The sequence below is a fragment of the Serratia sp. J2 genome (assembly GCF_046269175.1).
GTDB lineage: Bacteria > Pseudomonadota > Gammaproteobacteria > Enterobacterales > Enterobacteriaceae > Chania > Chania fonticola_C.
Genome location: NZ_JBKABN010000001.1, coordinates 149,981 through 173,305 on the forward strand (window position 1 = coordinate 149,981; position 23,325 = coordinate 173,305).

Sequence of the window (23,325 nt, forward strand, 5' to 3'; positions counted from 1 at the left end):
AAGATGAGCAAATCTATCCAATATATGCTCTTGTGGCTTGAAGGGCCGCTACAGGCCTGGGGGCATGACTCAAAGTTTGGGGTACGTGACACGCTGAACTTCCCAACGCGCTCAGGCATTCTGGGCCTGCTTTGTTGCGCTCGCGGGGCTGGTGGCCCCGAAGTCGAATGGCTGGCACAAATGAATGGTATGAGCATGGAGGTACGGTCCTACACCCGTACTGATAGTAAAGGTCAGCCATATCTGCGAGAGCCTGTATTGCGCGATTTCCAGATGGTTGGTAGTGGTTACGATGACAGCGACCCTTGGCAAAGTTTGTTGATACCTAAAACATCTGATGGAAAAAAGGCTGTTGGTGGGGGTACCAAAATGACCTATCGCTACTACTTGCAGGACTCGGTTTTCGCTGTGGTTTTGGAGGTACCTTCGACGCAAGTAGAACCGTTATCTAACGCTTTGCAAAACCCGGTGTGGGATTTGTACCTAGGCCGCAAAAACTGTGTACCAACCGAACTCATTTATCAGGGATTATTTGAGGACATAGACACTGCCTGGCAACAAGCACAGACGTTGGCAGATAACAAACAGCGGTTGCTCAGCTACGCAGTTATTGAGGGTGAAGGTGACGGCGACATTGTGACCTTGAACGATGTCCCTGTAGAGTTCGGCCGACACAAGCGTTATCGGGATCGACGGGTGACGTTGCTGGAGTTCAGCTAATGGCTAAGGGAGAACGACTGTTTGTCAAAGTGACCCGTGAATCATTGCCTCAGGTCAAGGACAAATATCCCTTTCTATATCTGGAGCGAGGCCGACTGGAGATTGATGACAGCAGCGTTAAGTGGGTTGACTCGGATGCCAATGTGGTGCCCATTCCTGTCGCAACCATCAACACATTATTACTCGGTCCTGGCACCACTGTGACTCATGAAGCGGTTAAGACGGCAGCCGCAGCAAACTGTTCTGTGTGCTGGGTGGGAGAGGATAGCCTGCTGTTTTATGCTGCAGGTTTTCTTCCCACCGCCGATACACGCAATCTTAAATTACAGATGGCTCTTGCCTGCAGCGCTGAGTCTTCTCTTAAGATCGCCAGGGCGATGTTTGCAAAACGTTTTCCTGATGCTGAACTGGATGGTAAGAGTTTAAACAGCATGATGGGGATGGAAGGTAATCGGGTTCGAGCGTTGTATCAGCAAAAAGCTGAAGAGTACGGCGTAGGCTGGAAAGGACGCCAGTTCACACCGGGCAAGTTTCAACTGAGTGATTTGACCAATCAGGTGTTAACCGCCACCAATGCGGCACTTTATGGCATATTATGTTCGGCTGTCCACTCCATGGGATATTCTCCCCATATTGGATTTATTCATTCTGGTAGCCCATTACCGCTTGTGTATGATTTAGCTGATCTTTATAAGGAACAACTTTGTATTGACCTGGCATTTTCCCTCTCTAGAGAAATGGCTGGCAGATATGATAAACACAAAGTCTCTGACGCATTTAGGAAGCGGGTTATTGCCATTGATTTGCTTAATAAAATCACAGCTGATGTTAATGAGTTGATGGGGGTTAAACATGCTCGTCGTACTCGCAAATGACTTGCCACCTGCGGTTCGCGGGCGTATGAAACTCTGGTTCGTGGAACCCCGTCCGAATGTGTTTGTATCTGGTATTAAAGACTCTGTGGCACAAATAGTTGTTGATTACTTGATGCAATATTCTCCAACAGAGTCTGGCCTTATGTTGTTTAGAAGTATTCCTCAACCACCAGGCTACGAGATTCGTTATAAAGGTGAAGTGAGAAGGCCGATAACTAATATCAGCGGATTGCAACTCATTATCGAGACCCTGAAATCCTTATAATCCACAGATATAGTGTTTCAATTATGGCTCTATAACAATATATTGGGGTCTTCCCCACGCATGTGGGGGTGTTTCTATGTAACCCTCCACCATATCGATTTTCCATTAGTCTTCCCCACGCATGTGGGGGTGTTTCCTGGAGCGGCACAAGCGGAGTTTCCTCCGGTGCGTCTTCCCCACGCATGTGGGGGTGTTTCTAAATACTGTTCCGTTCTCTTTAGCTTTCTTTAGTCTTCCCCACGCATGTGGGGGTGTTTCCAAGCACAGATTCCAAAACGTGTTACTGAGTTAGTCTTCCCCACGCATGTGGGGGTGTTTCCAGCACCAAACCTGAGCGCCGGTAGAGTGGTGAGTCTTCCCCACGCATGTGGGGGTGTTTCTAGTTAACGTAGCCAGAACAGCAGGGTTATTCAGTCTTCCCCACGCATGTGGGGGTGTTTCCGCCGAACGACCCCGGCAACAAAAGCAGCTAAGGTCTTCCCCACGCATGTGGGGGTGTTTCCTTTACACCGCGCACGTGCTGCGGCGCACCAGGGTCTTCCCCACGCATGTGGGGGTGTTTCTGCCATGGTACAGGCCTGCGGCCAATGACCCAAGTCTTCCCCACGCATGTGGGGGTGTTTCTGATTCATATGCCACTAATTGACGATGACGACGGTCTTCCCCACGCATGTGGGGGTGTTTCTGTGTTGGTATCAGACAGCTGAGAGCCGTTGATGTCTTCCCCACGCATGTGGGGGTGTTTCTATATGACCTAGACCATCATCCTCTTTAGATTTGTCTTCCCCACGCATGTGGGGGTGTTTCCGGCGATTATCAGCGCATTGGCTCAGAGATGCTGTCTTCCCCACGCATGTGGGGGTGTTTCCCATTAGCGTGGCTACGCTGGGTAAGCATGATAGTCTTCCCCACGCATGTGGGGGTGTTTCTGCTTCGGCGATCTGCTTGTAATACTTCATATCGTCTTCCCCACGCATGTGGGGGTGTTTCCAGATCGCGGTTCTAAAGAGCGCCGCGAGCGTGGTCTTCCCCACGTATGTGGGGGTGTTTCCGGCCATTGAGTGGCCTTCGACAGTCACAAACTGTCTTCCCCACGCATGTGGGGGTGTTTCCAACTTTTCAATGGTGGCTGTAGCGATGCTTACGTCTTCCCCACGCATGTGGGGGTGTTTCCCAGAACGCGGCCAACCAGGTGAGGCAGCAGGGGTCTTCCCCACGCATGTGGGGGTGTTTCTTCCCATCACTCTCAGCTTGGCCGAGAGCTTGCGTCTTCCCCACGCATGTGGGGGTGTTTCCACCCTAGATTTCATACAAGGATAGGAGCGATTGTCTTCCCCACGCATGTGGGGGTGTTTCCAAGCCAGCGCAAGCCAAGTCACTGATGGAGGAGTCTTCCCCACGCATGTGGGGGTGTTTCTTGATCGGTTTCATAGATCAATCAAAAATAACCGTCTTCCCCACGCATGTGGGGGTGTTTCCGATGGCGAAAAAACTCGCGCCCTGATTGGCTCGTCTTCCCCACAAATGTGGGGGTGTTTCTATCGAGCACCACGACCACGATTATCACCCGCAGTCTTCCCCACGCATGTGGGGGTGTTTCTATCGAGCACCACGACCACGATTATCACCCGTAGTCTTCCCCACGTACGTGGGGATGTTTCTATAGGACTATTCGGTATCCGGCACGTGGCCAGGGATGGTTATATAGAAGTCCGTGGCAAACTACTATTTTGCGAAGCTATTTAGATACCACAAGGTAGGGGCTGATGCGTTAGCTACGCACTCTGGAACTGTGCAAGGACAGGTAACTGCTATTCCTACCGAAGACCGCAAGAACTATGGGCAGGCAAACAATACCTCTGCGTATTTGCATGGTGGATTTGATTTAGATAGATGCAGGTTAGCGGATCGTTGAGCCTATGTGCGACAAGAGCCCAAGGGCTGTGACGATGTTAAGTATCCTATCCACTTTCCTGACCAAGACCCCCTCGTCATACTCGGCTGCCGCCGGATTGCCATTGTACTGTCGCGATGAAGGCTGATAACGGGATGCTGGTACTGCCATTGACAGCGCTTCATATGGGCGTTCCAGGTTGTAGGTATCTCGCCAGGCGTCGAACACCTCCTGCAACTGTGACGCATCGGTGAACCACCGTCCCTGCAGGAGCTCTGCCTTCAAGCTGCGGTGGAAGCGCTCCAGCTTACCCTGAGTCTGAGGATGGTAAGGCCGCGAGTGACCCACCCGGATAACCACTTGTATGCGGTGGCAGGCGCTATGCCGAACTGGCGGCATAGCGCACGGATATTAGCGCCTTCTTGCGAGGCGAAAAGCACAAACTCGGTAGGTAATGACATGGCAGATCTCTCATCCCACGGCATAAGCAGCTCCACTCAGAAGTACTCATACCTATGTTGTAAGTGTCTACCATGTCCCCGAACAAGTGTTCATGATGTCCCCGGTCTGTACAAAGAGAACAAGGGTATATACTTGTGGTGTACGGATATATTCTGGCTCGGGTAAATGCTCCCAGTCTCGGTGCATGACCACCGTTTTCCCTTTTCTTCCTCAACCAAATCAACAAAGTAAAATCAAAATAAGAGGATTTGACCATCATGACTCAGATTTTTACTTTAACACTTTCTCCTTCTCTCGATAGCGCGACGACAACTCCCAGGATCTACCCTGAAGGGAAACTACGCTGCACCACCCCCATTTTTGAACCTGGTGGGGGTGGTATCAATGTTGCCCGTGCCGTTGTTTATCTTGGTGGGCAAGCCAGTGCGATCTTTCCCATTGGCGGGCCAACGGGCGAGCATTTAAAAGAGTTGCTTGATCGGGAAGGCATTGTTACAGAAACCCTGAAAGCTCAGGACTGGACACGGCAGAACCTGCATGTCCATGTGGATAATAGCGGTGAACAGTTTCGCTTTGTTATGCCAGGGGCAAGGGTTAATGATGCCGAGTTTGACCAGATTTTGTTGCAGGTGCAGAAGATCCCTCATGGTTCGATTCTGGTGATTAGTGGCAGCTTGCCACCGGGCACCACGCTGGCAAAATTAACCGACCTGATTAAGCAGGCGCAAGCTATAGGATTGCACTGTATCGTCGACAGTTCTGGGGATGCTTTACAGGCCTGCCTGGATGTAGGGGGGCTGGCTTTGGTAAAACCGAATCAGAATGAGCTGTCTGCACTTATCGGGCGGTCATTGGAGCACCCTGATGATGTGCGGGCTGCCGCTAAGGAGTTGGTGCAACAGGGGGGAGCTGAGCGGGTTGTTGTATCACTCGGCCCTCAAGGAGCTCTCGCCGTTGATAGTGACACCTGTATACAGATAGTCCCGCCACCGGTGAAGAAACTTAGCACCGTCGGGGCCGGTGACAGCATGGTAGGCGCGATGGTGCTGAAATTGGCGAACGGGGCAGACCTGGTGGATATGGTTCGGTTCGGCGTCGCAGCGGGCAGTGCAGCCACGCTTAATCTTGGAACGCGGCTCTGTTCACTGGCGGACACCCAGCGCCTGTATGACTACATTTGCAAAAGTTCGCGTGGCTGAGCCTGGCAAACCAGGCGACGCGGGTTAATTTGCAATAGGATTAATCATCCGTAAGCCGCTGTGCGCTGTGAGGACCCCCGCGAAGGTGCGTAAAGTGGTTGTGAAAATGCGGGTCGGTTAATTTCCCTCGCCCGGAGGCGCTCGCTTCCGGGCTACAACTTTTGTACCTCGTTTCATCATTTCGTGATCCAAACTAAAAAATTGCCCTTGATGATTTTTCCCGGTTTACCTCTCCGCGCATCGCGGCATAGCATGAGAGCTAAATTAATGAATGTTGTTCTATAATGTAGAACAAAATAGGTCAGCAAGGAGACCTCATGCAGCATACCGCGCAGTTCTCGGGGATTATTCCGCCTGTCTCCACCATTTTTAACGCCGATGGCCAGTTAGATAAACAGGGTACCGCCGCGCTCATTGACGACATGATTAACGCCGGTGTCGACGGACTGTTCTTTTTAGGCAGCGGAGGCGAGTTCTCCCAGCAAAGCCCCCGATACGACAGGAGCCTTCTACCTTAACCACTATTTGCCTGATCATGCCGATGAAGTTGTTTCTTCTCCGCCATATACCCCGTCAGCCACATCGCCAGGCAGGCCATAGCCGCCACTACACTCAGATGAGGTTACTGAATTATTTTGTCACGAATACTATCGAGGTCAACTCAGCCATACCCAAATCAATTGGGGATTGAGGCTTTTGAGGGAGAACATCTCATTCGATGGAAATTAGCTGTCCCCTAACCACTACTTCTTATACGTCGACGATATTCCGATGGCGTTATCCCTTTAAAACGCCGAAATGCCCTGATGACGTTATTCGAATGCCCGAACCCTACTTTTTCCGCTAGTAAATATAACGGTTCATCCGTGTTGACAAGCAATTGTTCAAAATGATTCATTCTGGTACGGAAAATATACTTATACGGTGGCATACCAAAGGTATTTTTGAATACGCGAGAAAAATGAAACTTGCTGAGTGAAACCAACGTCGCCATCTGATCAAGGGAGATGGGCATATGCAAATTGGCCATGATGAAATCTCGTAACGTCGCTTTCCTCGCAGAGGAAAAAACTCCGCCCGACCTCACTTTGCTCACTATGAGTTCCGAATGGTTTTTCAGAACATGTAGAGAGAGAAGTGATGCAATCGCATCAGTATATAAGCTTCCTAGTAAGCTGGGGCTCGCCATTTCTTCTTGTAGCTGAAAGGCCAATTTCAGCATCAAATCATCTACCACACCCATTCTTGGTATCAATGTTACCGTAGTGTTTCTAGCGTCTATTCCCTGAGCCTCTTCTTCCAACGAACTCACTGGCAACAAAATTCGATAAATCAGCGACTCTTTCGAAGAAAATGACTTTTTCCCCCAACGCCATGCAGATCCATTTCTCCCTGCTGGAGCTATGTACCATTCATTGTTTCTTTTAGAATATTTGCGCCATGGTTCCTGATTAAAACTGACTTCACCGTGTTCAGTCTCCCCACAGAACAGCACCAATTGATGTTGTACCGTTGCAGGCCTGAGGCATTCATCCACAGCGAAAGGCTGTTTGTGAAGCATGGACGAGATATTTAGCCCATCACAGTGACCAGAGTCTGAGATCACATCCTCGGGCGGTAACTTAAAGAGTTGGTTAACCGCAATATCTTTTTCTACTCCACGAAAATTGCTCATCTTATGCTTCCCTATTACTAAGGATCCTGAGCATAAGTGTAACATCTGTCTATAATTTGTTCTTGTTTTTTAGTGTATCCTGATAAGGTCTTGGCTTATGGTTGAAAGTAAACCAAGCTAAAAAGGCCGCTATGATACAGAGAACTAACGAAATGTAGGCAATTGAGGTGAACCCTTGGCGATTGAATATATAGCCGTACACTAGCCCACCGATCATCGTTCCACTATAAGAAAGCGCGCTGTACATGCCTAGCGTGGCCGTTTTGTAAGAGGGGCTTAATTGGATCAACAAACTTACGATTACATTCAAACCAAAATGATTTGCCGCTCCCCAAAGTAAGCAAGCCACCAACAACAGATAAATGCTTGATCCACTCACGGACAAAATGGAATATATCAGCGATATAGTAATAAAAATAATGTAGGCTGAGGATTGAGGGCTGAATTTATCGATCCACCGAGCCTTAAGGCTGGCCACACCAAAACCAATGCCGTAGGCCATGGTGATAAGCCCAGCCAGAGCGGCATTATTATAAAAGCTGTCACGGGCAAATGAGCCAACGAACGAGTAGAGCCCATAAAATGACGTCATGTAGAGCAACGTTACAACGAACATAATCAAAATATCAGGATTTTTACGATATTCTTCAAACGGAAAACCAAGTTTCTCCGCTGGTGTATCAATCACTGGTAGCCTTTTGCTGAACAGTAAGAACACCAGCCCCAAGACCGCCATTAATCCATAAGCCACTCGCCAGTTTGTTATATCGGCGATCACTGCGGATAAGGGAATACCTATTACCATGGCAAGCGACCACCCGGTGATGACTTTGCCCAGCGCCTCAGACTTTTCCCCTTCTGGTGCAACATCCGATGTTAACGTATAAATAGCGGGCAGCATCAAACCAGCAGCTACGCCTGCTAATGATTGAGCAATAGTGAGCATCCACCAGGATAGAGAGAGGCCGCTCAGGACAATCCCTACGACCATCAGCATACCTGCATAACGTATTGTACGCGTAATACCTATTTTTCTCGCATAGGGTGCTAGAAATAGTGAGGAAAGCGCCGTAGCGCCACCATAGGCGGAAATCGCCCTGGATATCTGTGCCGTAGATGCAGAGAGGCTTGATGCAATATCGTTCAGAATCGGGCTGATTAAGAATGAATTACAACCAATGATCGCCACTGCGACCATTAATATCATAATACTTCTTCCCGACTCTTTATTTGATGGCATAATTCACTTCCGATTTAGGATTTGTATTTTTCTCGTGTTGCTGTGGTGATATTTTATTTTTGTAAATCCTCCCTCCTTTCATAATTAGAAGCAAACTTTCCTGCGCACTGAGTACTGTGATATCCTCAGAGGGATCTCTATCGTAAATAAGGAGGTCAGCCAGTGCTCCTTCGCGTATCACACCGATTTGGCCCACCAACCCAAGCGATATGGCATTATTAGTGGTACAGGCCTGTATTGCCTCCAGATTCGAGTATCCTCCATATTTAACCAATAGCGCGGGTTCTTTAGCGTGATGGGTACCATAGGTCATAACCGGTGAATTACCTGTATCGGTACCACACATGACGGGGATACCAAACGCCTTCAGTTTGCCTACGTTCTTTACGGCGCTATCGAAATTGCTGCGGATACGTGATAACTCCTTATCCGGTATCGCTAATCTCTCAGCGCAAGAAAGAAAGGTATCCAAACCCACTAAACTTTTCGGGCATAGATGGCCTAATGATTTTTTCATAATCCTTTTTAGTAAAATCACCAGCAAAACGCATGGCTAAAGCAGATGCTTCCATCATACATGATGCATCACGGAGAGATTTCCCGCCGCTATCCCTGTTCTTTTCATGATAGAATCGTTCAATATTCATCAGAGCCATTAACGTACTTTGGATAAAAAGGAAAAAGACCTGATGGCCCACTTTCCATCTTAGTAGTGAGGGATGGGTCATACTTCCTCCTGAACAGTTTTAGTGTCTTCATTGAGATATTCCACACCAATGAAAACAGCGCTAATAATTTTAGAAATTAACTCATCATAGTCATGGTGATTTAAGGACGAACCGTGATGACTTACGTTGTCAATAAAGGCTATCGCACATTCCACCCCGTTATTAATATGAGTTTCTAGCGGTTTTCCATCAACTCTCTTTACATCAAATTAATTATCGAAGATTCTGAACTCTTCATTGGATTGAAATTCCTGGCATTGACTAGTATAATTTAATTTATCCAAGGCGTGGTGGCAACTCTCGAGTAATGAAATGCTGTCATCGCCAAGGCCTGTTTCCAACTCTTTAATGGTGGAATTGATCGCGTCACTTTTTCGCACGTTACGATAATTGGATATGAGTGCTTTGGGTGTCGATAGTAAAATCATATTACTCTCCTTAGTGATCGAAAACAGTAGCATGATTTAATAATAGTCTTTTTTTGTTAATTTAGTTGTTCATTCTTGCTCAATAACGCTCTCATCTTGCTTAAAATGAACTTTACTGATATTTATTTTGTTAATAATTGGGTTGGATAGCCTCGAAAACTCATGTTGCTTCACGAATAAAGCGAGGGTATGAGCAGGAAAGCGTTGATTTACATCAACGCTCACTGAAGTTGGATATCGACAATATTGTCAGCAATGGCGATAACGCTCGGGTCATGCTCCACAACCAGTACGGTGTTTCCCTTGCCGCGCAGTTCCTTCAGGATGGTGTTGAGCTTGTCCACGTCCGCTGGGTGCAACCCCGCACTGGGTTCATCCAGAATATAGGTCAGTTCGGTCAGGCTGCAGCCCAAGTGCCGCACTATTTTTACCCGTTGTGACTCCCCACCGGATAATGTTGACGTTTGCCTGCCAAGACTCAGGTATCCAAGCCCGATGGTAATAAGGTGCCCAAGGCTGGTTTTTACCGCATCTAGAATAGGTAACGCTGGCGCGGCCTCCTCCAGAGTTTCAATTTCACTTAAAAATATAATGAGGTCGCTGATCTGCATGGCACTACAGTCTGCAATATTTTTACCGAGAACTTTAGACTCCAATACGGAGGGGTTAAGCCTTGCACCGCGGCATTCCGGGCAAATCCCGCTAGTTACGATACGGTCGAATTCATCTTTGTACATAACCTCGCTTTCTTTGGAGTCACGTTTGAAAAAAGTCCGTGTGAATCTAGGGATGATACCTTCGTACCGCGCTGATTTGCGCCACTCAGGTGATGGATTGGTGAGCCTTATACCTTCTTTATTTTCGTAGATTGAGTAGGGACAGTACTACAGGGCAAGCAGTTAGACCACCAATGACAAAACGGCCACGCATGGTTGCTGCTAGCGGTCGCAGCATTAAAAGACAGTAATGGCAACATATCCTCAGCCATTGGCATTCCACAATGGCTGAAGGTGAACGTAAAACCCCGGTTGCGTTTGCAATATGCCAGGAGATCTCCAGTTCATCCCCATGTCCCTCAGATTTTCGTACAGAACCTAAAGACTGAAAAACTGATCTTTGCCCCGGGCTTTAGCTACATAGAGAGCTTTATCGGCATGTGTCAGTAGTACGTTAGGCGAGGGCAGTTGGCCAAATGTATGAACTGAAAAACCGACGCTTATAGTCAAGTATCCTGTGCTGGATGCGGAGTGCGGTATTCTCAAATCTCGCACCAGTTGGCATAGCGTCTGCACGTACAGCGTTGCCTGGCCTTTCGTCATGCCATTGGAAAGAATGACAAATTCTTCGCCGCCATACCTGGCTACAAAATCAGAACCCCGCTTGAAGGACTTACTCAAGCAATCCGCGACACGTATTAGCGCTTCATCGCCTGCCTGGTGTCCATAAATATCATTGAATGATTTGAAGTGATCGACATCGATCATGGCGAGCGTCAATGAGTCGCCATTACGGATGGCAATTTTGCATTGAATGTCGAACTGTGTATCAAAAAAGCGACGATTATAAATCCCGGTGAGTCCATCCTTTATGGAGAGTTGCTCGAAGTGTATTTTCATTTCCTCGAGGGACCGATGCTCATCACGAAGCTGTTGCTGGATTATCATTCTTGGTGTTACGTCTTTTTGGATCCCGATAAAATTGGTTACAGTCCCACTCTCATCATGAATTGGCGATATGCTTAACTCGTTCCAAAACATGGTTCCATCCTTGCGGTAGTTTCGCAAGGTTACAAGGCAGTACTCCCCTTTTTTAACGGCGTTGCGCACAATCTCCAGCTCTGGCTGTTCCCGATCGTTATTTTGTAGGTATCGGCAGTTGATGTTGGTGATTTCTTCGAAGGAGTAGCCGGTCATTCTCTCAAAAGCCGGATTGACAAAAATCAAAGGATTGTCGTCTATGACATTGTCAGAGATGGTGATGCCGTCTCGTGAATCCATAACCGCCTGTTTAAGAATTTCAATCTTCATACAAAGTCCGTTAGTGGGATCGTAGGGAGAACGTTGTTGGTAAGCAACGTAGCATCAAGAGATCACACGCGATCAAACCAATTTTACAAGTGTAGTCGTTGAGAAGGGGCCGTGTCCGTTTTTTGACCTTGTTACAAACGTTCAGATACTGAGATAACGGCTGCTCGGGTCAACGCCCGGCTCTTAATACCCCAGCACAACGGCCGTACGGGGGCTAGACAGGCTCATGGCAAAACGTAGTCCGTTCATTAACAGGCTATTGAGGTGCCAAAAATTACTGATCCACCACGGACTGTATAGACGACATGATGCGCAGTTTTGCTCATTTGGATGGAGGAGGAGTTAGATAAATCCTAACAATGAAGTTAGCGTATCTATATGAATAATATTGTGAATTTTACCGCAATGGCAGAAAAATCCGATAAGATTGTACATTCAATATATTTGGCTAATAAAACGGAATAAGTGAAATTGGTTGAAAGATTCATTTTTAAAAAATTAAGTAGATATAAACTCTGTTATTCATGTTTTTTTAAAAATAAAATCTCGATTTTCATTTTTAATTGATGGGATTTTCATTATTTAGAATGGATTGTTATGCGGAAATTTGCAGATATAATAGGCTCACATTATGGGTGGTTTTTAAGATCTAAAAATTAGCCGAGATAGTTATGGAAGATAATTTGCATGGATTCCTAATCGATGAAGATATTTATTTCAATGTTAATCATAGAAGGCTGATGTATTTCATCAATGAAGGTGAGGAACAGCTATTGTCTTTCAGGCTTGTTCTTTTAAATGAAATGCAAACGCGATTATTATCATTTTTACTTAAGAATCGAAAAATCGAAGTCATCAGCAAAAACAAAATAATGAAAAATGTTTGGGATGAGTTTGGTCTATCATCATCTAATCAACGGCTTTGGCAAGAAATTAAAAAGATAAAAGGCAAATTGTTATCAATCGGTCTTCGTGATGACCTGATAATAAACGTGCGTGGTGTCGGCTACTCGGTAGATAATCAGAGGGTTAAATCTTTACTTATCGAATGAGTTTCTCCTGTAATTTATAAAGTATATATAGATATATCCATATCACATGGATGACCCCTGCCATTCTAATGGATATTAGAATGGTTTAACAACACAAGGTATGTAGGAATATATATGAAAAAGTTAACCATCGTTGCATCTCTCGTCGCTTTATTTGGCTCTGCTGGCTTGGCTCAGGCTGCCTCTACTGGAACTATCACATTCAATGGTGAACTGACGGCAACAACCTGCGACGTTATTGTTGATGGTCAAGCGGCCGACGCAACCGTGACATTGCCAACAATCGGGACCAACCAACTGACAGCCGCTGCACAAACAGCAGGCCGTACAGGCTTCAACATGGCACTGAGCGATTGCGCAGGTACTTTGAAGACGGTTTCTGCCTTCTTCGAAGCGGGCACTTCTGTTGATCTGGTGACAGGCCACTTGAAAAACATGGGCGGTACGGCGAGCAATGTCAGCCTGCAACTGCGTGACGGTTCAAGCTCCACTCAAGCTGTGATTCAGGCGGGTAACCAGAACCAGAGACTGAATACCACCTATGTTCCTTATGACCTGACTGCGGGTACTGCCAACCTGCCATATGCCGTTGAGTACTATGCAGACGGGGCAACCACTCCAGGCACCGTAAAGAGTAGCGTTGTTTATTCCATTCAGTACAAGTAATACGTTGGTGGGAGGGGGAACCCTCCCCCATTCAGCATGTCAGCAAGGAGCTAATCATGTCGTCTTTTCCCCGGCATATCTATCATGCCTTCGGCCTGTTGGCCGTGGCCCTCTTTACGACCAGCAGCCTGGCCAGTGTGGTGATCAGCGGCACTCGGGTGGTCTATCCGTCTGACGCTAAAGAGGTGAGTGTCAAACTCAACAATGTCGGTCCGTCCCCTGTGCTGATCCAAAGCTGGATTGATACTGGCGATGTCACGGCCAAACCCGCCGCTATTCAGGTACCTTTTGTGTTGACCCCGCCGATGAACCGTGTGGAACCCAGCAAAGGCCAGACCTTGCGTATCAGCTACACCGGTGGTGCACTGCCGATGGACAGAGAATCGGTATTCTGGCTCAACGTGCTCGAGGTCCCGGCCAAAAAAGTGGCCAAAGCCGAGGAAAACTTGTTGCAGATGGCGTTCCGCTCGCGCATCAAGCTGTTCTACCGGCCCGTCGGCTTGGTGGGTAACGCCAATGATGCCGTCAAAGCCGTCACCTGGAGTGCAAAAGGAAATAGCCTTCAGGCCATCAATCCCACCCCTTATCATGTCTCCTTTGCGAGCATTAAGGTGAATGGTAAAACGGTGGAAGGTGAGATGGTGGCCCCGCATGGAACACAAACATTTACGTTGTCAGTAAAGGCGGGCAATAACGTGACCGGGGATTTTGTTAATGACTACGGTGCAGTTAATTCTTTCAATGCCATCATTAAATAATAATTTAGTTGCATAAACACTCTATTCGGCGTGACAGGATTGTCACTATTCATGAATGAGTTATGAAGGGATGCGTTATGTCAAAAAAATTGCAGTATGGATCCCAGAGAAAATTAACCCCTCTCGCGATGGCTATCTTATCGACGTTTATCGTGGGTGGCGCCAGTGCTGATAATACCATTAGTCCTCCGACCGAGATCGCAAAGAATTTGGAGTTTGATGCCTCATTCCTGAATATTGATGATCAAAAGTCAGTGGATCTTAGCCGTTTTGCCAATGGTTCTGCGGGGTTGCCCGGGGTATATAAAACGGCTTTATACATTAATAATCAACTCGTCAGTAATACCGACATCGAATTCAAGGCACGGGCAGATAAATCCGTGTATCCCTGTCTGACCCGCGAGCTGATTAAAAATATACCGTTCAATTATGGCAGATTACCGCCAGGTTTTTTAGACCCGCAAGGCCAGGGCGAACTGTGTATGGATCTGGTGAGTAAACTGCCGGAATCTAAAGTCAATTATGACAGTAATGAACAGCGTCTGGATATCATGATCCCGCAGGTTTACACGCTGAGTACGGCTCGGGGCACCGTGAGTCCGGAACTGTGGGACAGCGGTGTACCGGCATTATTGTTGGGTTACAACGTTAATGGTTATACCAGCGAGTCGCATGGCAATACCTTTAATTCCATGTATGCCGGGGTGAACGCTGGGCTGAACGTCGGGGCCTGGTATCTCCGCCATAACGGCTCCTACACTCGGACGGACAACGGCCAGAACCAGTACACCAGTCTCAATACTTATCTGCAGCGCGATATCCCGCAGCTCAAGGCGCGAGTGCTGATGGGGCAGTCGAACACCACCGGACAACTGTTCGATACGCTGCCGTTTACCGGCATTCAACTGGCGACCGACGATCGGATGTTGCCGGAGTCTCTGCGTGGTTACGCCCCGGATATCCGTGGTATTGCCCGTACCAACGCTCGTGTCACCGTACGTCAGGGGGGGCAGGTGCTGTATGAGACCACCGTTACCCCCGGCGAGTTTCTGATCAACGATCTGTATCCGACCGGGTACGGTGGGGATCTGGTCGTCACCGTGCGTGAGTCAGACGGCACCGAGCAGACCTTCAGCGTGCCGTATGCCTCGGTGGCACAGCTATTACGCCCAGGTTCATCACGTTATTCGATCACTGCGGGTGAAGTACGCAGCGATAATCTGCGTAAGAAGCCCGCGCTTTACCAGGCTACCTACCAGCTTGGATTGACCAACTCCGTTACTGGCTATGGCGGCATGCAAGCCAGCCAGGATTACTATGCGTTGCAACTGGGTGCTGCGGTGGGGACACCCATAGGGGCTTTGGCCTTTGATGCCTCACAGGCTCGTACCCATTTGGGTAACAGCACCAATGTGAATGGCCGGCATCAGCCGGGTAACAGCCTGAGCGGGCAAAGCTATCAGGTGAGCTACAGCAAGCTGATCAGTGAAACCAACAGCAACCTGACGTTGGCGGCATACCGCTTCTCAACCAGTGGCTACATGGATTTCATGACTGCGATGCAGACCCGTGATGCGGTAGCGCAGGGGTTCTCGCCTGATTCTATCTGGCGGGCGAAAAACCGCCTGACGGTCACCGCCGCACAGGGATTGCCAGAAAACTGGGGCCAGCTGTATGTCAGTGGTTCGTTGCAGAACTATTGGAACAAAGACGGCACTGAGAAGCAGTACCAGGTGGGTTACAACAATCTGTACAAGAGCCTATCGTATGGCCTGAGCATCAACCGCAGTTTCTCCAGTCTGGCCGGATCACAGACCAACTATTTACTGAGTTTCAGCCTGCCGTTGGGGCGTAACGATGAAACTCACACGCCGCAGCTACGCATGGATTTATCACATGACAGCACTGGGCGTTATGGCCAGCAGGCTACGGTATCCGGAATAGCAGGGCAGGATAACCAGTTTAGCTATGGCGTGACGGCGATGAACGCCAACCAGGGCATGGGTTCCAGTGGGTCGCTGAGCGGTAGCTACCGCAGCCCGGCCACGGCGTTGAGTGCCACGGCCAGCACAGGTAAAGGTTACCAGAGTGCGTCGGCCGGGATAAACGGCACGGTGATTGCGCATGCGGGTGGAGTGAGCTTTACACCGTATAGCTCGGATACCTTTGCCTTGGTGGAAGCCAAAGGAGCCGAAGGGGCCAAGGTCTCCTCGTATCCAGGGGTGAGCATTGATTCACGTGGCTATGCGGTAGTGCCTTACCTGAACCCGTACCAGATGAATGAGGTCAGTATCGATCCGGCAGGTACGGCGGCCAATGTGGAACTGGACAATACCAGCCAGAAAGTGGCGCCGTATTCCGGAGCGGTGGTGAGGCTGAAATACAACACCAAGCGGGGCACACCAATCCTGGTGAATGCAACCTATCAAGGAGAGCCGGTTCCGTTCGGGGCAGATATTTTTGACAGCACCGGCAATAACGTGGGGTCGGTGGGTCAGGGCGGGCAACTGTATGCGCGGGTAGCCGAAGATAAGGGCCAACTGCGGGTGAAATGGGGCCAAGGCGGCGATATGCAATGTACCGTCAATTATATCTTACTTCCCACGGTCAAAGGGCAGCAACAGAGCCAGATACAAAGATTTACCGCACCGTGCACGGCGGGCACACCCCCCGGTATCCATAAGTCGAAATTGGCAAAGAACAACACAGAATCGGCCGTTGACAACGGTTAACCGTCGAAGCATCAAAACTATTTTTTTTCTGGCTAAGGCCCGCTGGGCCCGGCCAGAGAGAGGGGGGAATGACGTATGAAGTTATCGATCAATAACGTGTCAGGTTTGCTGGGGGGAGTTTTGTTAACGGCAGCCAGCCCTGCTAGCTGGGCCGCTGTGGCCGTGACGCTAGACACCGGAGTCCAAACAGTAGTCGTTCCCTTGAGCCCGCCGCAGATTTCGGCCGGGGTAGATGTACCTGTGGGGACCGTGCTATACTAGGCGAGTCTGATTATGAAAGATGGGACCTTTACCATAAAATGGCCTGCGTCGGATGTTGGAAAATACTTTTATTATACTAGCTCAGCGTTTGTATCAAATACTCCGCAGCCTTCTGCTAATCTGACAACGGGCCCTTATGCAGGCGGGGTCTATCAAACCGGTATTCCCGGTATCGGCGTGGCAATTTTGAGTGCCTCGGGAACCCCCATAACAACAACCAAGCTTTATGCTGAGGCGCAGAATCTTCTTGGGTCAGAATTAGCTGGACTACTTACCGAATCAGGTGCAAGCAACGTACGAAATGTCGCACTGATTAAAACCGGCCCACTTACACCTGGAACTTATATTGCGAGCGGCGCCAATTTTCCTACCGTTACGCAGGGTCTGGATGTTTCACAAACCAGCCACACTAATGCTGCCGCAACCAGTGGGTTACCGGTATATAATTGGATTTTCAGCTTTCAAGGGAATATCACGGTATCAGCGCAAACCTGTACGACGCCAGATGTCGCTGTGACATTGGGAACTTATGCAATAGCTGAGAATTTTACAGCATTAAATTCAACAACCCCTTGGATTGATGCCTCTGTTGCCCTGATTAATTGCCCCAAATTCTATGGTTTTTATAATTCGACTAATGCGCCATTGTTAATGAATTACAATACTGGAACAGGCACCTCAACGACCTCTCTTAATAACACTATTGGCGTGCGATTAACCCCGGCGACGTCCGTAGTGGATTCCGTCAACGGGATTATGGCCATCGATTCGACGGTGGTCGGGGCCGCTTCGGGTGTAGGCATCCAGCTCGGTTGGGGAGATAGCAGCCAAACGCCGACGCTGTTTAACTTTGCGGCAGAACAAACCATAACTCTACCTAAGGATGGCACTTCGACGATTCGCGTGCCATTGTCTGCCCGCTATATTCAAACCGCGACCACGCCTACACCGGGCAAAGCGAATGGCAAAGTGACGTTTACCATCAACTATTATTAACTATAAAAGGCGACACCGAAAAAATAAAGGTCTCGAGTGTCGTCATATGTTATAAAAAAATCAATACTGTCTAGAGGCTTAGCAAGCCGTCGGCAAGTGTTTATATCACGGATTTCACATATAAACCATAAGGACTAATGGCATGTCAATAAATATTAAAGTCATTACTGAAAATCATTATTTCTTCATCGGGATTAAAGAATATCTCCAAAACGATGAAAGAGAAGTGAGCCATATAGACTTTCATGAATTGAATAGCACCCCAAGAAATAATTTAAAAAGTGATGACGTATACATTTTTTACACATTAAATTATATTAATGAAATCTTACTCTTGATTTCAACCAATCCTCTTCCTGGTCGGCTGGTTGTCATTCCAGTCAATAATAGGTCAAATTTCAACATTGCTTTTGAAAAGAACATTTTACTGGATCCCCATGCAAGTGTTAAAAATATTCTAGATAAGATAACTGAGGATTTTGAACATGAGAAACCGCCTATAGACTTGCAGAAAGGGAAGTTAACCAAAAGAGAAAAAACCATACTCACTCATACGATTAATGGCATGAATGCCACTTCTATTAGCCAGTTTTTATGTATCTCGATAAAAACAGTCTATACACACAGGCGGAATGCTTTTATTAAGCTTGGGGGGAGGAACATGTTCGAAGTATGGCCAGTGAGAAAAGAGGTACTCAGGATGGCGATTTATTGATTTTACCCTCTTGAGCGCCATTTTGCAGCTTTAGCAACGATATGGGCCATCGCCGTGTGGGCCGATGGCGCCAAGCATCCTACTGATAATTGGCTTATTGGTTTTGCTTTTCTGTCGCCAGCGCTGGCTGCTCCACCTCCAGCAATTCATAAATCGTTTTGCCCACCTTTTGGATCGCCTGTTCAATCTCGCGGGTCATGGGCTTGCTGTAGCTGAGCCGGAGGCAATTGCGGTATTTTCCTGCCGCAGAACTGATAAATCCGACGGCAATCTGTATGCCCTGCGGCAGCAAACAGCGGTTCAGGCGCAGGCTATCGAACCCATAAGGCAGCTCCACCCATAACATAAAGCTCCCTTGCGGCCTGCTCAGGCAGGTATTCGGCGGGAAATACTTCATGATCCAACCCGTCATAATGTCGCGATTACGTTGATATTGGCGGCGCATGCGGCGTAAATGTTGCAGGTAATGCCCTTGTTTAATGAATTCAGCCATAGCCAACTGCGGCAAAGTGGGAACCCGCCCGGTGGAAATGTATTTCATATGCAACGCTTTTTCTAAGTAACGGCCTGGTGCAATCCAGCCAACCCGCAGACCGGGAGCAACGGTTTTAGAGAAGGAACTACACAGCAAGACGCGGCCATCCTCATCAAAGGAGGCAATGGTCGGCGGGCGTGGGTATTGATAAGCGAGAGCACCATACACATCGTCTTCAATAATCGCCACGTCATAGCGTTGAGCCAACGTCAACAGCGCTTTCTTGCGCTCATTCGGCATGTTGTAACCCAACGGGTTATTGCAGGTCGGTGTCAACTGGATGGCTTTGATCGGCCACTGATCCAGCGCCATTTCCAACGCCTCCAGGCTGATACCCACCACCGGATCGGTGGGGATTTCAATCACCTTCATCCCCATGCCTTTCAGCGTCTGCATTGCACCATGAAAGCTGGGGGAATCCACCGCCACAATGTCGCCAGGCTGGCAAACGGCCCCTAAGGCAATCGCCAGTGCGCCATGGCAGCCAGAGGTAATAATGATATTGTCTGCCGATTGATGGTTGCCGCTGTCCAGCATCAGGCGGGCAATCTGTTCACGTAACGCCAGAGTGCCGTAAATACTGTCGTAATCCAGCACTTCCTCGCTTTGATGCAGGCTGATACGGGCGAGCATACGGTTGAGTATTTTCAGGCCTGGGCCAGACAGGTCCGGCGTGCCGACGCCCAGATGTAGCACATTGTCTTGAGCGCTAGCCTTTAAAAACTCCAGCGTATTTTCCCACTGAGATATCTCGACCGGCCTTTGTGCATGGCTGCATAGCGCGGGGAGAGCAGGCAGATTTGAGCTACAACGCACGAAGTATCCCGATTTCGGCCGCGCCTCGATCAGCAGGCATTCTTCAAGTTGCCGATACGCCTGCTGTACGGTGCTGATACTGACCCCGTGTTCGTCACTCAGCACCCGAACGGAAGGCAGCCGCTCTCCGGGCACATACAGCCCTTCTTTGATGCGTTGGCTAAGGATATTGGCCAATTGTTGGTAGCGAGTCATGGATATCACCTGATAAAGAGAAGGGACCAGTACAGATGGCGCTGATTTTTACCATTCAGACTGTTTAGCACATATCTGTATGCAAATAATAGCCAGCTTTTGCATCTGTAATGTTTTTCACCGAAGCATCATGCTAAAGGCTCATCGACTGACGGGGAGCTGATTATGAGTAATGTTATTGAAAATCAAATTGATGGCGGCTGCTTGTCAGCTGAGGAAACAGGAAATAAACGCCGTAATATTGTTGTCCGTTTATGGCTAAAAGCATACAGATGGGCAAAGCGTTGGAATGAGAGGCGCAAAGCAGCCAATACGCTGGCAAGACTGAATGGCGATCAGCTAAAGGATATCGGTCTACGCCGGGATGATATCAAGCGAGACTACAGCCGTCCGTTCTGGCGCTGAGCTGGGTTAAGGAGAGTAGAACATGAGAGGGGGCTATAGAAACCTCATCTCAGCGGCATGCTGCGCCCCATAACTGGCTCACAAAAAAAGAGGTGGCAAAGACTACCGCCACCAAAAGTCAAAGTCATAGGAAAAGGGAAGGGTTAATGACAACGTGGCAATGACTGAATTTGTAGGGGGCGCAACATGTGGCGCCCCTTGCGCCATCGCAGCCTCGTTAAGGGTAAAGCTTATATTTCTCGCGCAGTTGCAAATAGCTATCTACCCCAGGTTGCCACTGGGCCTCGATGAATTTAACCGTTTCATCAACAGACAGCTTTCTTTCGCTTGCGTCATTCAGCAACGTAACCAGCTTGCTGGTGCCGGTGAGCTTGGCCAGCCACTGGGGGCGTATCAAGAAGAATTCCTCCTGATAATCCAGGTACTGCGCTTCTTTTGCTGCAGGGATCACCATCTCATAGCCCGCAGTCTTGAACTTGAACCACCAGTCGACCAGATAACGTATCGTTGGCTTAACCTGGCCGATGTCGGTAGCGGTCAAAATCTCCCCGCACACTTCCTTTCCGGCCTGTGGCCAGCCGGTTTTCTGCTGGTTGATATCCACCTGATAGCAGGTATTGACGTAAAACTGGCGCGTAGGAAAACCCAGTTGTTCAAATGGATGGTCTGAACCTCTGCCCATATTGACGCTGGTGGCTTCAAACAGGCCCAAAGAAGGGTAGAGCTGGATGGCCAGATCGCTGCGCAGGTTCGGTGATGGCCGTACTGGCAGTGAATAAGGGGGGTCATGGGTATAGTTAGCCATGCCGATCACCATCAGGTCTTTAGCGGGGAACTGATAGTCTTTGATGCCAAAGGCCTGCCAGTTGGTATCGTTGAAATTTGTCAGCCAACCCTCGCCGGTGATCATGCGGGCAAACTCCCCCGAGGTGAGCCCGTGCACCATCGGTATCGGATGCATACCAATCCCCGAGATGTTTGCCTCCTCGAGAATAGGGCCATACACATGGCTGCCGAGCGGGTTAGGCCGGTCGAATACCATCATTTTTTTATGGTATTTTTGCAGGCTTTCCAGCATATGGTGCAGGGAAATGGTGTAGGTAAAGAAGCGAACGCCCACATCTTGCAGATCGTAAATAACGATATCGACATTGGCTAACTGTGCCTCGGTGGGATGGGCTCGAGACCGCCCATCCTCATCCCGGCCATACAAAGACACGATCGGCAGGCCGCTATGTTTATCGAGATGATTATCGTCGCCCAGCCCGGCATCGGCATTACCGCGAATGCCATGTTCTACCGAGAACAGAGTGGTCACGGTAAATTGATATTTTTCCTGCTCGGCGAGCAATTTGTCGATGGTGTGCCGGCCCTGTTTATTGATTGAGCTTTGGTTCACCATCAGGCCGACGCGCTGGTTTTTCAGCAGTGGCCCATAGGTTTGTTCCTGATCGACGCCTAGCACTATGGCTGGTACAGCGCTGGCATAGCCAGCGCTGATGAACGACGAGCACAGGAATAACACTGTCAGTAGCAGATGCCTCATTCCTTATTTCTCTTTGTTAATGGGATCAATTGCCCGTCAGAAGTTATGCCGCAGTTCCAGTGCCCAGAACCAGAAGTTGTTGCTGGTTTTATCACCGTTCATCCAGGTTTGTTCCGGGCGGTAATAACTGTCGACAAACAGCGACGTTTGTTTGTTAAACGGATAGATTGCCTGGAAGCCGTAACGGCTACGGTCTTTCTCTTTATAAACCGTTTCCTGGTTTCTGGAGTCGCGGAAGCTTTGCGTCCCTTTAGTCAGTGCCAGGCGGGTATAAGGCATTAACATCACGCCACTGTCGAACTTGTAACGGTAAATCGCCCACAGGAAATGTTCCTTGTTATACAGCGTATTGACCAGTTGCTCATCAATGTACAGATAGTTCAGCCAGAGGGAGTTTTTCTGGTTAAACGTCAGGTTTGCTCCCGCAAAGTGCTCATTGATCTGGCTCCAATCGCGCTTGTAAACCCCATAATCCCCTTTGGCCCGCGCATAATCCAACTTGCGGTCAATCAGGCGGAAAGAGAGGCTGGCATTAAAACTCAGGCTATCAGAGTATTTGTAATAGGCTTGCGGACGGATCCAGATCTCGTGCCGCTCCTCGCCCTTGCGGATATCCCCTTTGTATTCCGGTGCTGCCAGCGCTGGGTTGCTAATGGACGGATAATGCCAGTTGTCGTTACGATAACCGAGGCGTAATTTGGTGTTGCCAGTTTTTCCTCCCAAAGTGAAGGGAAACGTTCTGGTGACGCCTGCCTGCCAACGTGTGCGGTCATATTCTGGCGTATTGTCCAGATAGGTTTTCAAAAATTGGACATCATACAGCCACAATGAATCATTCTGGTAAATAAAGGCACCGACATAAGGTGAGGTTGCTACGCTGCCACGGATATATTTCCAGCGGTCGTCACTGTCTATCTCCTGCTCGGTGCCAATATAGGTATCGAAGCGCCAGGTTTGTTGTTTAAGTTTATCCTGTGCTTCTTTCTTTTCTTTTTCTATTTGCTGAATGCGTTTATTGAGTTTGATGATCTCCTGATCATAATCTGTCTCAGACTCATCAGCCAATACCGGTTGTGCCATGAGAATAGCACTGAAAATCACTAGCCCTGTTAAGATCTTCATGTTTTACCTTCAG

The 23,325-nt window shown here is 48.6% G+C and carries 21 protein-coding genes and 2 pseudogenes; 12 read left to right on the forward strand and 11 right to left on the reverse strand.

Annotated elements, in window-relative coordinates; all coding sequences use genetic code 11:
• Positions 1–3 precede the first annotated feature (3 nt).
• The 3 genes from cas5e to cas2e are packed head-to-tail and all read left to right on the forward strand — an operon-like array spanning position 4 to position 1,860.
• Positions 4–720 (forward strand): type I-E CRISPR-associated protein Cas5/CasD, encoded by a 717-nt coding sequence (cas5e, locus tag ACKWMY_RS00720; protein WP_261445865.1) that lies wholly within the window; start codon positions 4–6, stop codon positions 718–720.
• Positions 720–1,595, forward strand: a complete 876-nt coding sequence (cas1e, locus tag ACKWMY_RS00725) for a type I-E CRISPR-associated endonuclease Cas1e (RefSeq protein WP_409485743.1) — start codon at positions 720–722, stop codon at positions 1,593–1,595. Before cas5e ends, cas1e begins: the two co-directional genes overlap by 1 nt.
• 25 nt (positions 1,596–1,620) lie before the next feature.
• Positions 1,621–1,860, forward strand: a complete 240-nt coding sequence (gene cas2e, locus ACKWMY_RS00730; protein WP_409485808.1) for a type I-E CRISPR-associated endoribonuclease Cas2e — start codon at positions 1,621–1,623, stop codon at positions 1,858–1,860.
• A gap of 1,963 nt (positions 1,861–3,823) precedes the next feature.
• Here the strand turns inward: cas2e and ACKWMY_RS00735 are convergent.
• Positions 3,824–4,108: pseudogene (locus ACKWMY_RS00735) on the reverse strand (integrase core domain-containing protein); the annotation flags it as partial.
• Positions 4,036–4,239: a helix-turn-helix domain-containing protein gene (locus ACKWMY_RS00740; RefSeq protein WP_409485744.1), complete on the reverse strand. Its 204-nt coding sequence runs from the start codon at positions 4,237–4,239 to the stop codon at positions 4,036–4,038. The pseudogene ACKWMY_RS00735 and the gene ACKWMY_RS00740, both read right to left, overlap by 73 nt.
• A 234-nt stretch (positions 4,240–4,473) precedes the next feature.
• On the opposite strand from ACKWMY_RS00740, the gene pfkB reads away from it, so the two are divergent.
• Positions 4,474–5,415, forward strand: a complete 942-nt coding sequence (gene pfkB / locus ACKWMY_RS00745) for a 6-phosphofructokinase II (RefSeq protein WP_161738663.1) — start codon at positions 4,474–4,476, stop codon at positions 5,413–5,415.
• Between the two features lie 317 nt (positions 5,416–5,732).
• Positions 5,733–5,897, forward strand: a pseudogene (locus ACKWMY_RS00750) (dihydrodipicolinate synthase family protein); the annotation flags it as partial.
• Between the two features lie 254 nt (positions 5,898–6,151).
• Here the strand turns inward: ACKWMY_RS00750 and ACKWMY_RS00755 are convergent.
• From ACKWMY_RS00755 to ACKWMY_RS00780, 6 genes are all read right to left on the reverse strand, one after another.
• The gene (locus ACKWMY_RS00755) at positions 6,152–7,090 is read right to left on the reverse strand and encodes an AraC family transcriptional regulator (RefSeq protein WP_309046936.1); all 939 of its coding nucleotides are present in this window, start codon (positions 7,088–7,090) and stop codon (positions 6,152–6,154) included.
• 49 nt (positions 7,091–7,139) lie between these two features.
• Complete coding sequence (locus tag ACKWMY_RS00760; protein WP_080673387.1) at positions 7,140–8,330, reverse strand: MFS transporter; 1,191 nt, start codon at positions 8,328–8,330, stop codon at positions 7,140–7,142.
• Entirely contained in the window at positions 8,317–8,847 is a 531-nt protein-coding gene (locus tag ACKWMY_RS00765) for an amidohydrolase family protein (protein WP_409485745.1), read from the reverse strand. Before ACKWMY_RS00765 ends, ACKWMY_RS00760 begins: the two co-directional genes overlap by 14 nt.
• On the reverse strand, positions 8,777–9,058 hold the full coding sequence (locus ACKWMY_RS00770) for a hypothetical protein (protein ID WP_409485746.1): 282 nt from the start codon (positions 9,056–9,058) through the stop codon (positions 8,777–8,779). Before ACKWMY_RS00770 ends, ACKWMY_RS00765 begins: the two co-directional genes overlap by 71 nt.
• Before the next feature lie 649 nt (positions 9,059–9,707).
• Positions 9,708–10,223 carry a hypothetical protein gene (locus ACKWMY_RS00775; RefSeq protein ID WP_409485747.1) on the reverse strand — a complete coding sequence of 172 codons (516 nt, stop codon included), beginning with the start codon at positions 10,221–10,223 and terminating at the stop codon, positions 9,708–9,710.
• Between the two features lie 357 nt (positions 10,224–10,580).
• Entirely contained in the window at positions 10,581–11,513 is a 933-nt protein-coding gene (locus tag ACKWMY_RS00780; RefSeq protein WP_024530353.1) for a GGDEF domain-containing protein, read from the reverse strand.
• A 671-nt stretch (positions 11,514–12,184) separates the two neighbouring features.
• On the opposite strand from ACKWMY_RS00780, the gene ACKWMY_RS00785 reads away from it, so the two are divergent.
• From ACKWMY_RS00785 to ACKWMY_RS00810, 6 genes are all read left to right on the forward strand, one after another.
• On the forward strand, positions 12,185–12,565 hold the full coding sequence (locus ACKWMY_RS00785; RefSeq protein WP_080673386.1) for a transcriptional regulator: 381 nt from the start codon (positions 12,185–12,187) through the stop codon (positions 12,563–12,565).
• 114 nt (positions 12,566–12,679) lie between these two features.
• Entirely contained in the window at positions 12,680–13,231 is a 552-nt protein-coding gene (locus ACKWMY_RS00790; RefSeq protein WP_409485748.1) for a fimbrial protein, read from the forward strand.
• Between the two features lie 56 nt (positions 13,232–13,287).
• The gene (locus tag ACKWMY_RS00795; RefSeq protein WP_409485749.1) at positions 13,288–13,989 is read left to right on the forward strand and encodes a fimbria/pilus periplasmic chaperone; all 702 of its coding nucleotides are present in this window, start codon (positions 13,288–13,290) and stop codon (positions 13,987–13,989) included.
• A 77-nt stretch (positions 13,990–14,066) separates the two neighbouring features.
• Positions 14,067–16,721, forward strand: coding sequence for a fimbria/pilus outer membrane usher protein (locus tag ACKWMY_RS00800; RefSeq protein WP_409485750.1), 2,655 nt, complete (start codon positions 14,067–14,069; stop codon positions 16,719–16,721).
• A gap of 273 nt (positions 16,722–16,994) precedes the next feature.
• The gene (locus ACKWMY_RS00805) at positions 16,995–17,978 is read left to right on the forward strand and encodes a fimbrial protein (protein WP_409485751.1); all 984 of its coding nucleotides are present in this window, start codon (positions 16,995–16,997) and stop codon (positions 17,976–17,978) included.
• 142 nt (positions 17,979–18,120) lie between these two features.
• The gene (locus ACKWMY_RS00810; RefSeq protein ID WP_409485752.1) at positions 18,121–18,693 is read left to right on the forward strand and encodes a helix-turn-helix transcriptional regulator; all 573 of its coding nucleotides are present in this window, start codon (positions 18,121–18,123) and stop codon (positions 18,691–18,693) included.
• A gap of 94 nt (positions 18,694–18,787) precedes the next feature.
• Here the strand turns inward: ACKWMY_RS00810 and ACKWMY_RS00815 are convergent, their stop codons facing one another.
• Positions 18,788–20,239 carry a PLP-dependent aminotransferase family protein gene (locus ACKWMY_RS00815; RefSeq protein ID WP_409485753.1) on the reverse strand — a complete coding sequence of 484 codons (1,452 nt, stop codon included), beginning with the start codon at positions 20,237–20,239 and terminating at the stop codon, positions 18,788–18,790.
• A gap of 165 nt (positions 20,240–20,404) precedes the next feature.
• On the opposite strand from ACKWMY_RS00815, the gene ACKWMY_RS00820 reads away from it, so the two are divergent.
• Positions 20,405–20,644, forward strand: a complete 240-nt coding sequence (locus ACKWMY_RS00820) for a DUF1127 domain-containing protein (RefSeq protein WP_186528525.1) — start codon at positions 20,405–20,407, stop codon at positions 20,642–20,644.
• A 217-nt stretch (positions 20,645–20,861) separates the two neighbouring features.
• On the opposite strand, the gene ACKWMY_RS00825 is transcribed toward ACKWMY_RS00820, so the two are convergent.
• A complete protein-coding gene (locus ACKWMY_RS00825) occupies positions 20,862–22,190 on the reverse strand; it encodes an exo-beta-N-acetylmuramidase NamZ domain-containing protein (protein WP_409485754.1) in 1,329 nt (442 codons plus the stop codon).
• A gap of 36 nt (positions 22,191–22,226) precedes the next feature.
• Complete coding sequence (locus ACKWMY_RS00830; RefSeq protein WP_024530344.1) at positions 22,227–23,312, reverse strand: hypothetical protein; 1,086 nt, start codon at positions 23,310–23,312, stop codon at positions 22,227–22,229.
• Between the last annotated feature and the right edge of the window lie 13 nt (positions 23,313–23,325).

What these genes read in the sequence shown, in the direction of transcription:
- cas5e (WP_261445865.1), top strand. Translation starts at nt 4, where the DNA reads ATGAGCAAATCTATCCAATATATGCTCTTGTGGCTTGAAGGGCCGCTA.
- cas1e (WP_409485743.1), top strand. Translation starts at nt 720, where the DNA reads ATGGCTAAGGGAGAACGACTGTTTGTCAAAGTGACCCGTGAATCATTG.
- cas2e (WP_409485808.1), top strand. Translation starts at nt 1,621, where the DNA reads ATGAAACTCTGGTTCGTGGAACCCCGTCCGAATGTGTTTGTATCTGGT.
- ACKWMY_RS00740 (WP_409485744.1), bottom strand. Translation starts at nt 4,239, where the DNA reads ATGCCGTGGGATGAGAGATCTGCCATGTCATTACCTACCGAGTTTGTG.
- pfkB (WP_161738663.1), top strand. Translation starts at nt 4,474, where the DNA reads ATGACTCAGATTTTTACTTTAACACTTTCTCCTTCTCTCGATAGCGCG.
- ACKWMY_RS00755 (WP_309046936.1), bottom strand. Translation starts at nt 7,090, where the DNA reads ATGAGCAATTTTCGTGGAGTAGAAAAAGATATTGCGGTTAACCAACTC.
- ACKWMY_RS00760 (WP_080673387.1), bottom strand. Translation starts at nt 8,330, where the DNA reads ATGCCATCAAATAAAGAGTCGGGAAGAAGTATTATGATATTAATGGTC.
- ACKWMY_RS00765 (WP_409485745.1), bottom strand. Translation starts at nt 8,847, where the DNA reads ATGAAAAAATCATTAGGCCATCTATGCCCGAAAAGTTTAGTGGGTTTG.
- ACKWMY_RS00770 (WP_409485746.1), bottom strand. Translation starts at nt 9,058, where the DNA reads ATGACCCATCCCTCACTACTAAGATGGAAAGTGGGCCATCAGGTCTTT.
- ACKWMY_RS00775 (WP_409485747.1), bottom strand. Translation starts at nt 10,223, where the DNA reads ATGTACAAAGATGAATTCGACCGTATCGTAACTAGCGGGATTTGCCCG.
- ACKWMY_RS00780 (WP_024530353.1), bottom strand. Translation starts at nt 11,513, where the DNA reads ATGAAGATTGAAATTCTTAAACAGGCGGTTATGGATTCACGAGACGGC.
- ACKWMY_RS00785 (WP_080673386.1), top strand. Translation starts at nt 12,185, where the DNA reads ATGGAAGATAATTTGCATGGATTCCTAATCGATGAAGATATTTATTTC.
- ACKWMY_RS00790 (WP_409485748.1), top strand. Translation starts at nt 12,680, where the DNA reads ATGAAAAAGTTAACCATCGTTGCATCTCTCGTCGCTTTATTTGGCTCT.
- ACKWMY_RS00795 (WP_409485749.1), top strand. Translation starts at nt 13,288, where the DNA reads ATGTCGTCTTTTCCCCGGCATATCTATCATGCCTTCGGCCTGTTGGCC.
- ACKWMY_RS00800 (WP_409485750.1), top strand. Translation starts at nt 14,067, where the DNA reads ATGTCAAAAAAATTGCAGTATGGATCCCAGAGAAAATTAACCCCTCTC.
- ACKWMY_RS00805 (WP_409485751.1), top strand. Translation starts at nt 16,995, where the DNA reads ATGAAAGATGGGACCTTTACCATAAAATGGCCTGCGTCGGATGTTGGA.
- ACKWMY_RS00810 (WP_409485752.1), top strand. Translation starts at nt 18,121, where the DNA reads ATGTCAATAAATATTAAAGTCATTACTGAAAATCATTATTTCTTCATC.
- ACKWMY_RS00815 (WP_409485753.1), bottom strand. Translation starts at nt 20,239, where the DNA reads ATGACTCGCTACCAACAATTGGCCAATATCCTTAGCCAACGCATCAAA.
- ACKWMY_RS00820 (WP_186528525.1), top strand. Translation starts at nt 20,405, where the DNA reads ATGAGTAATGTTATTGAAAATCAAATTGATGGCGGCTGCTTGTCAGCT.
- ACKWMY_RS00825 (WP_409485754.1), bottom strand. Translation starts at nt 22,190, where the DNA reads ATGAGGCATCTGCTACTGACAGTGTTATTCCTGTGCTCGTCGTTCATC.
- ACKWMY_RS00830 (WP_024530344.1), bottom strand. Translation starts at nt 23,312, where the DNA reads ATGAAGATCTTAACAGGGCTAGTGATTTTCAGTGCTATTCTCATGGCA.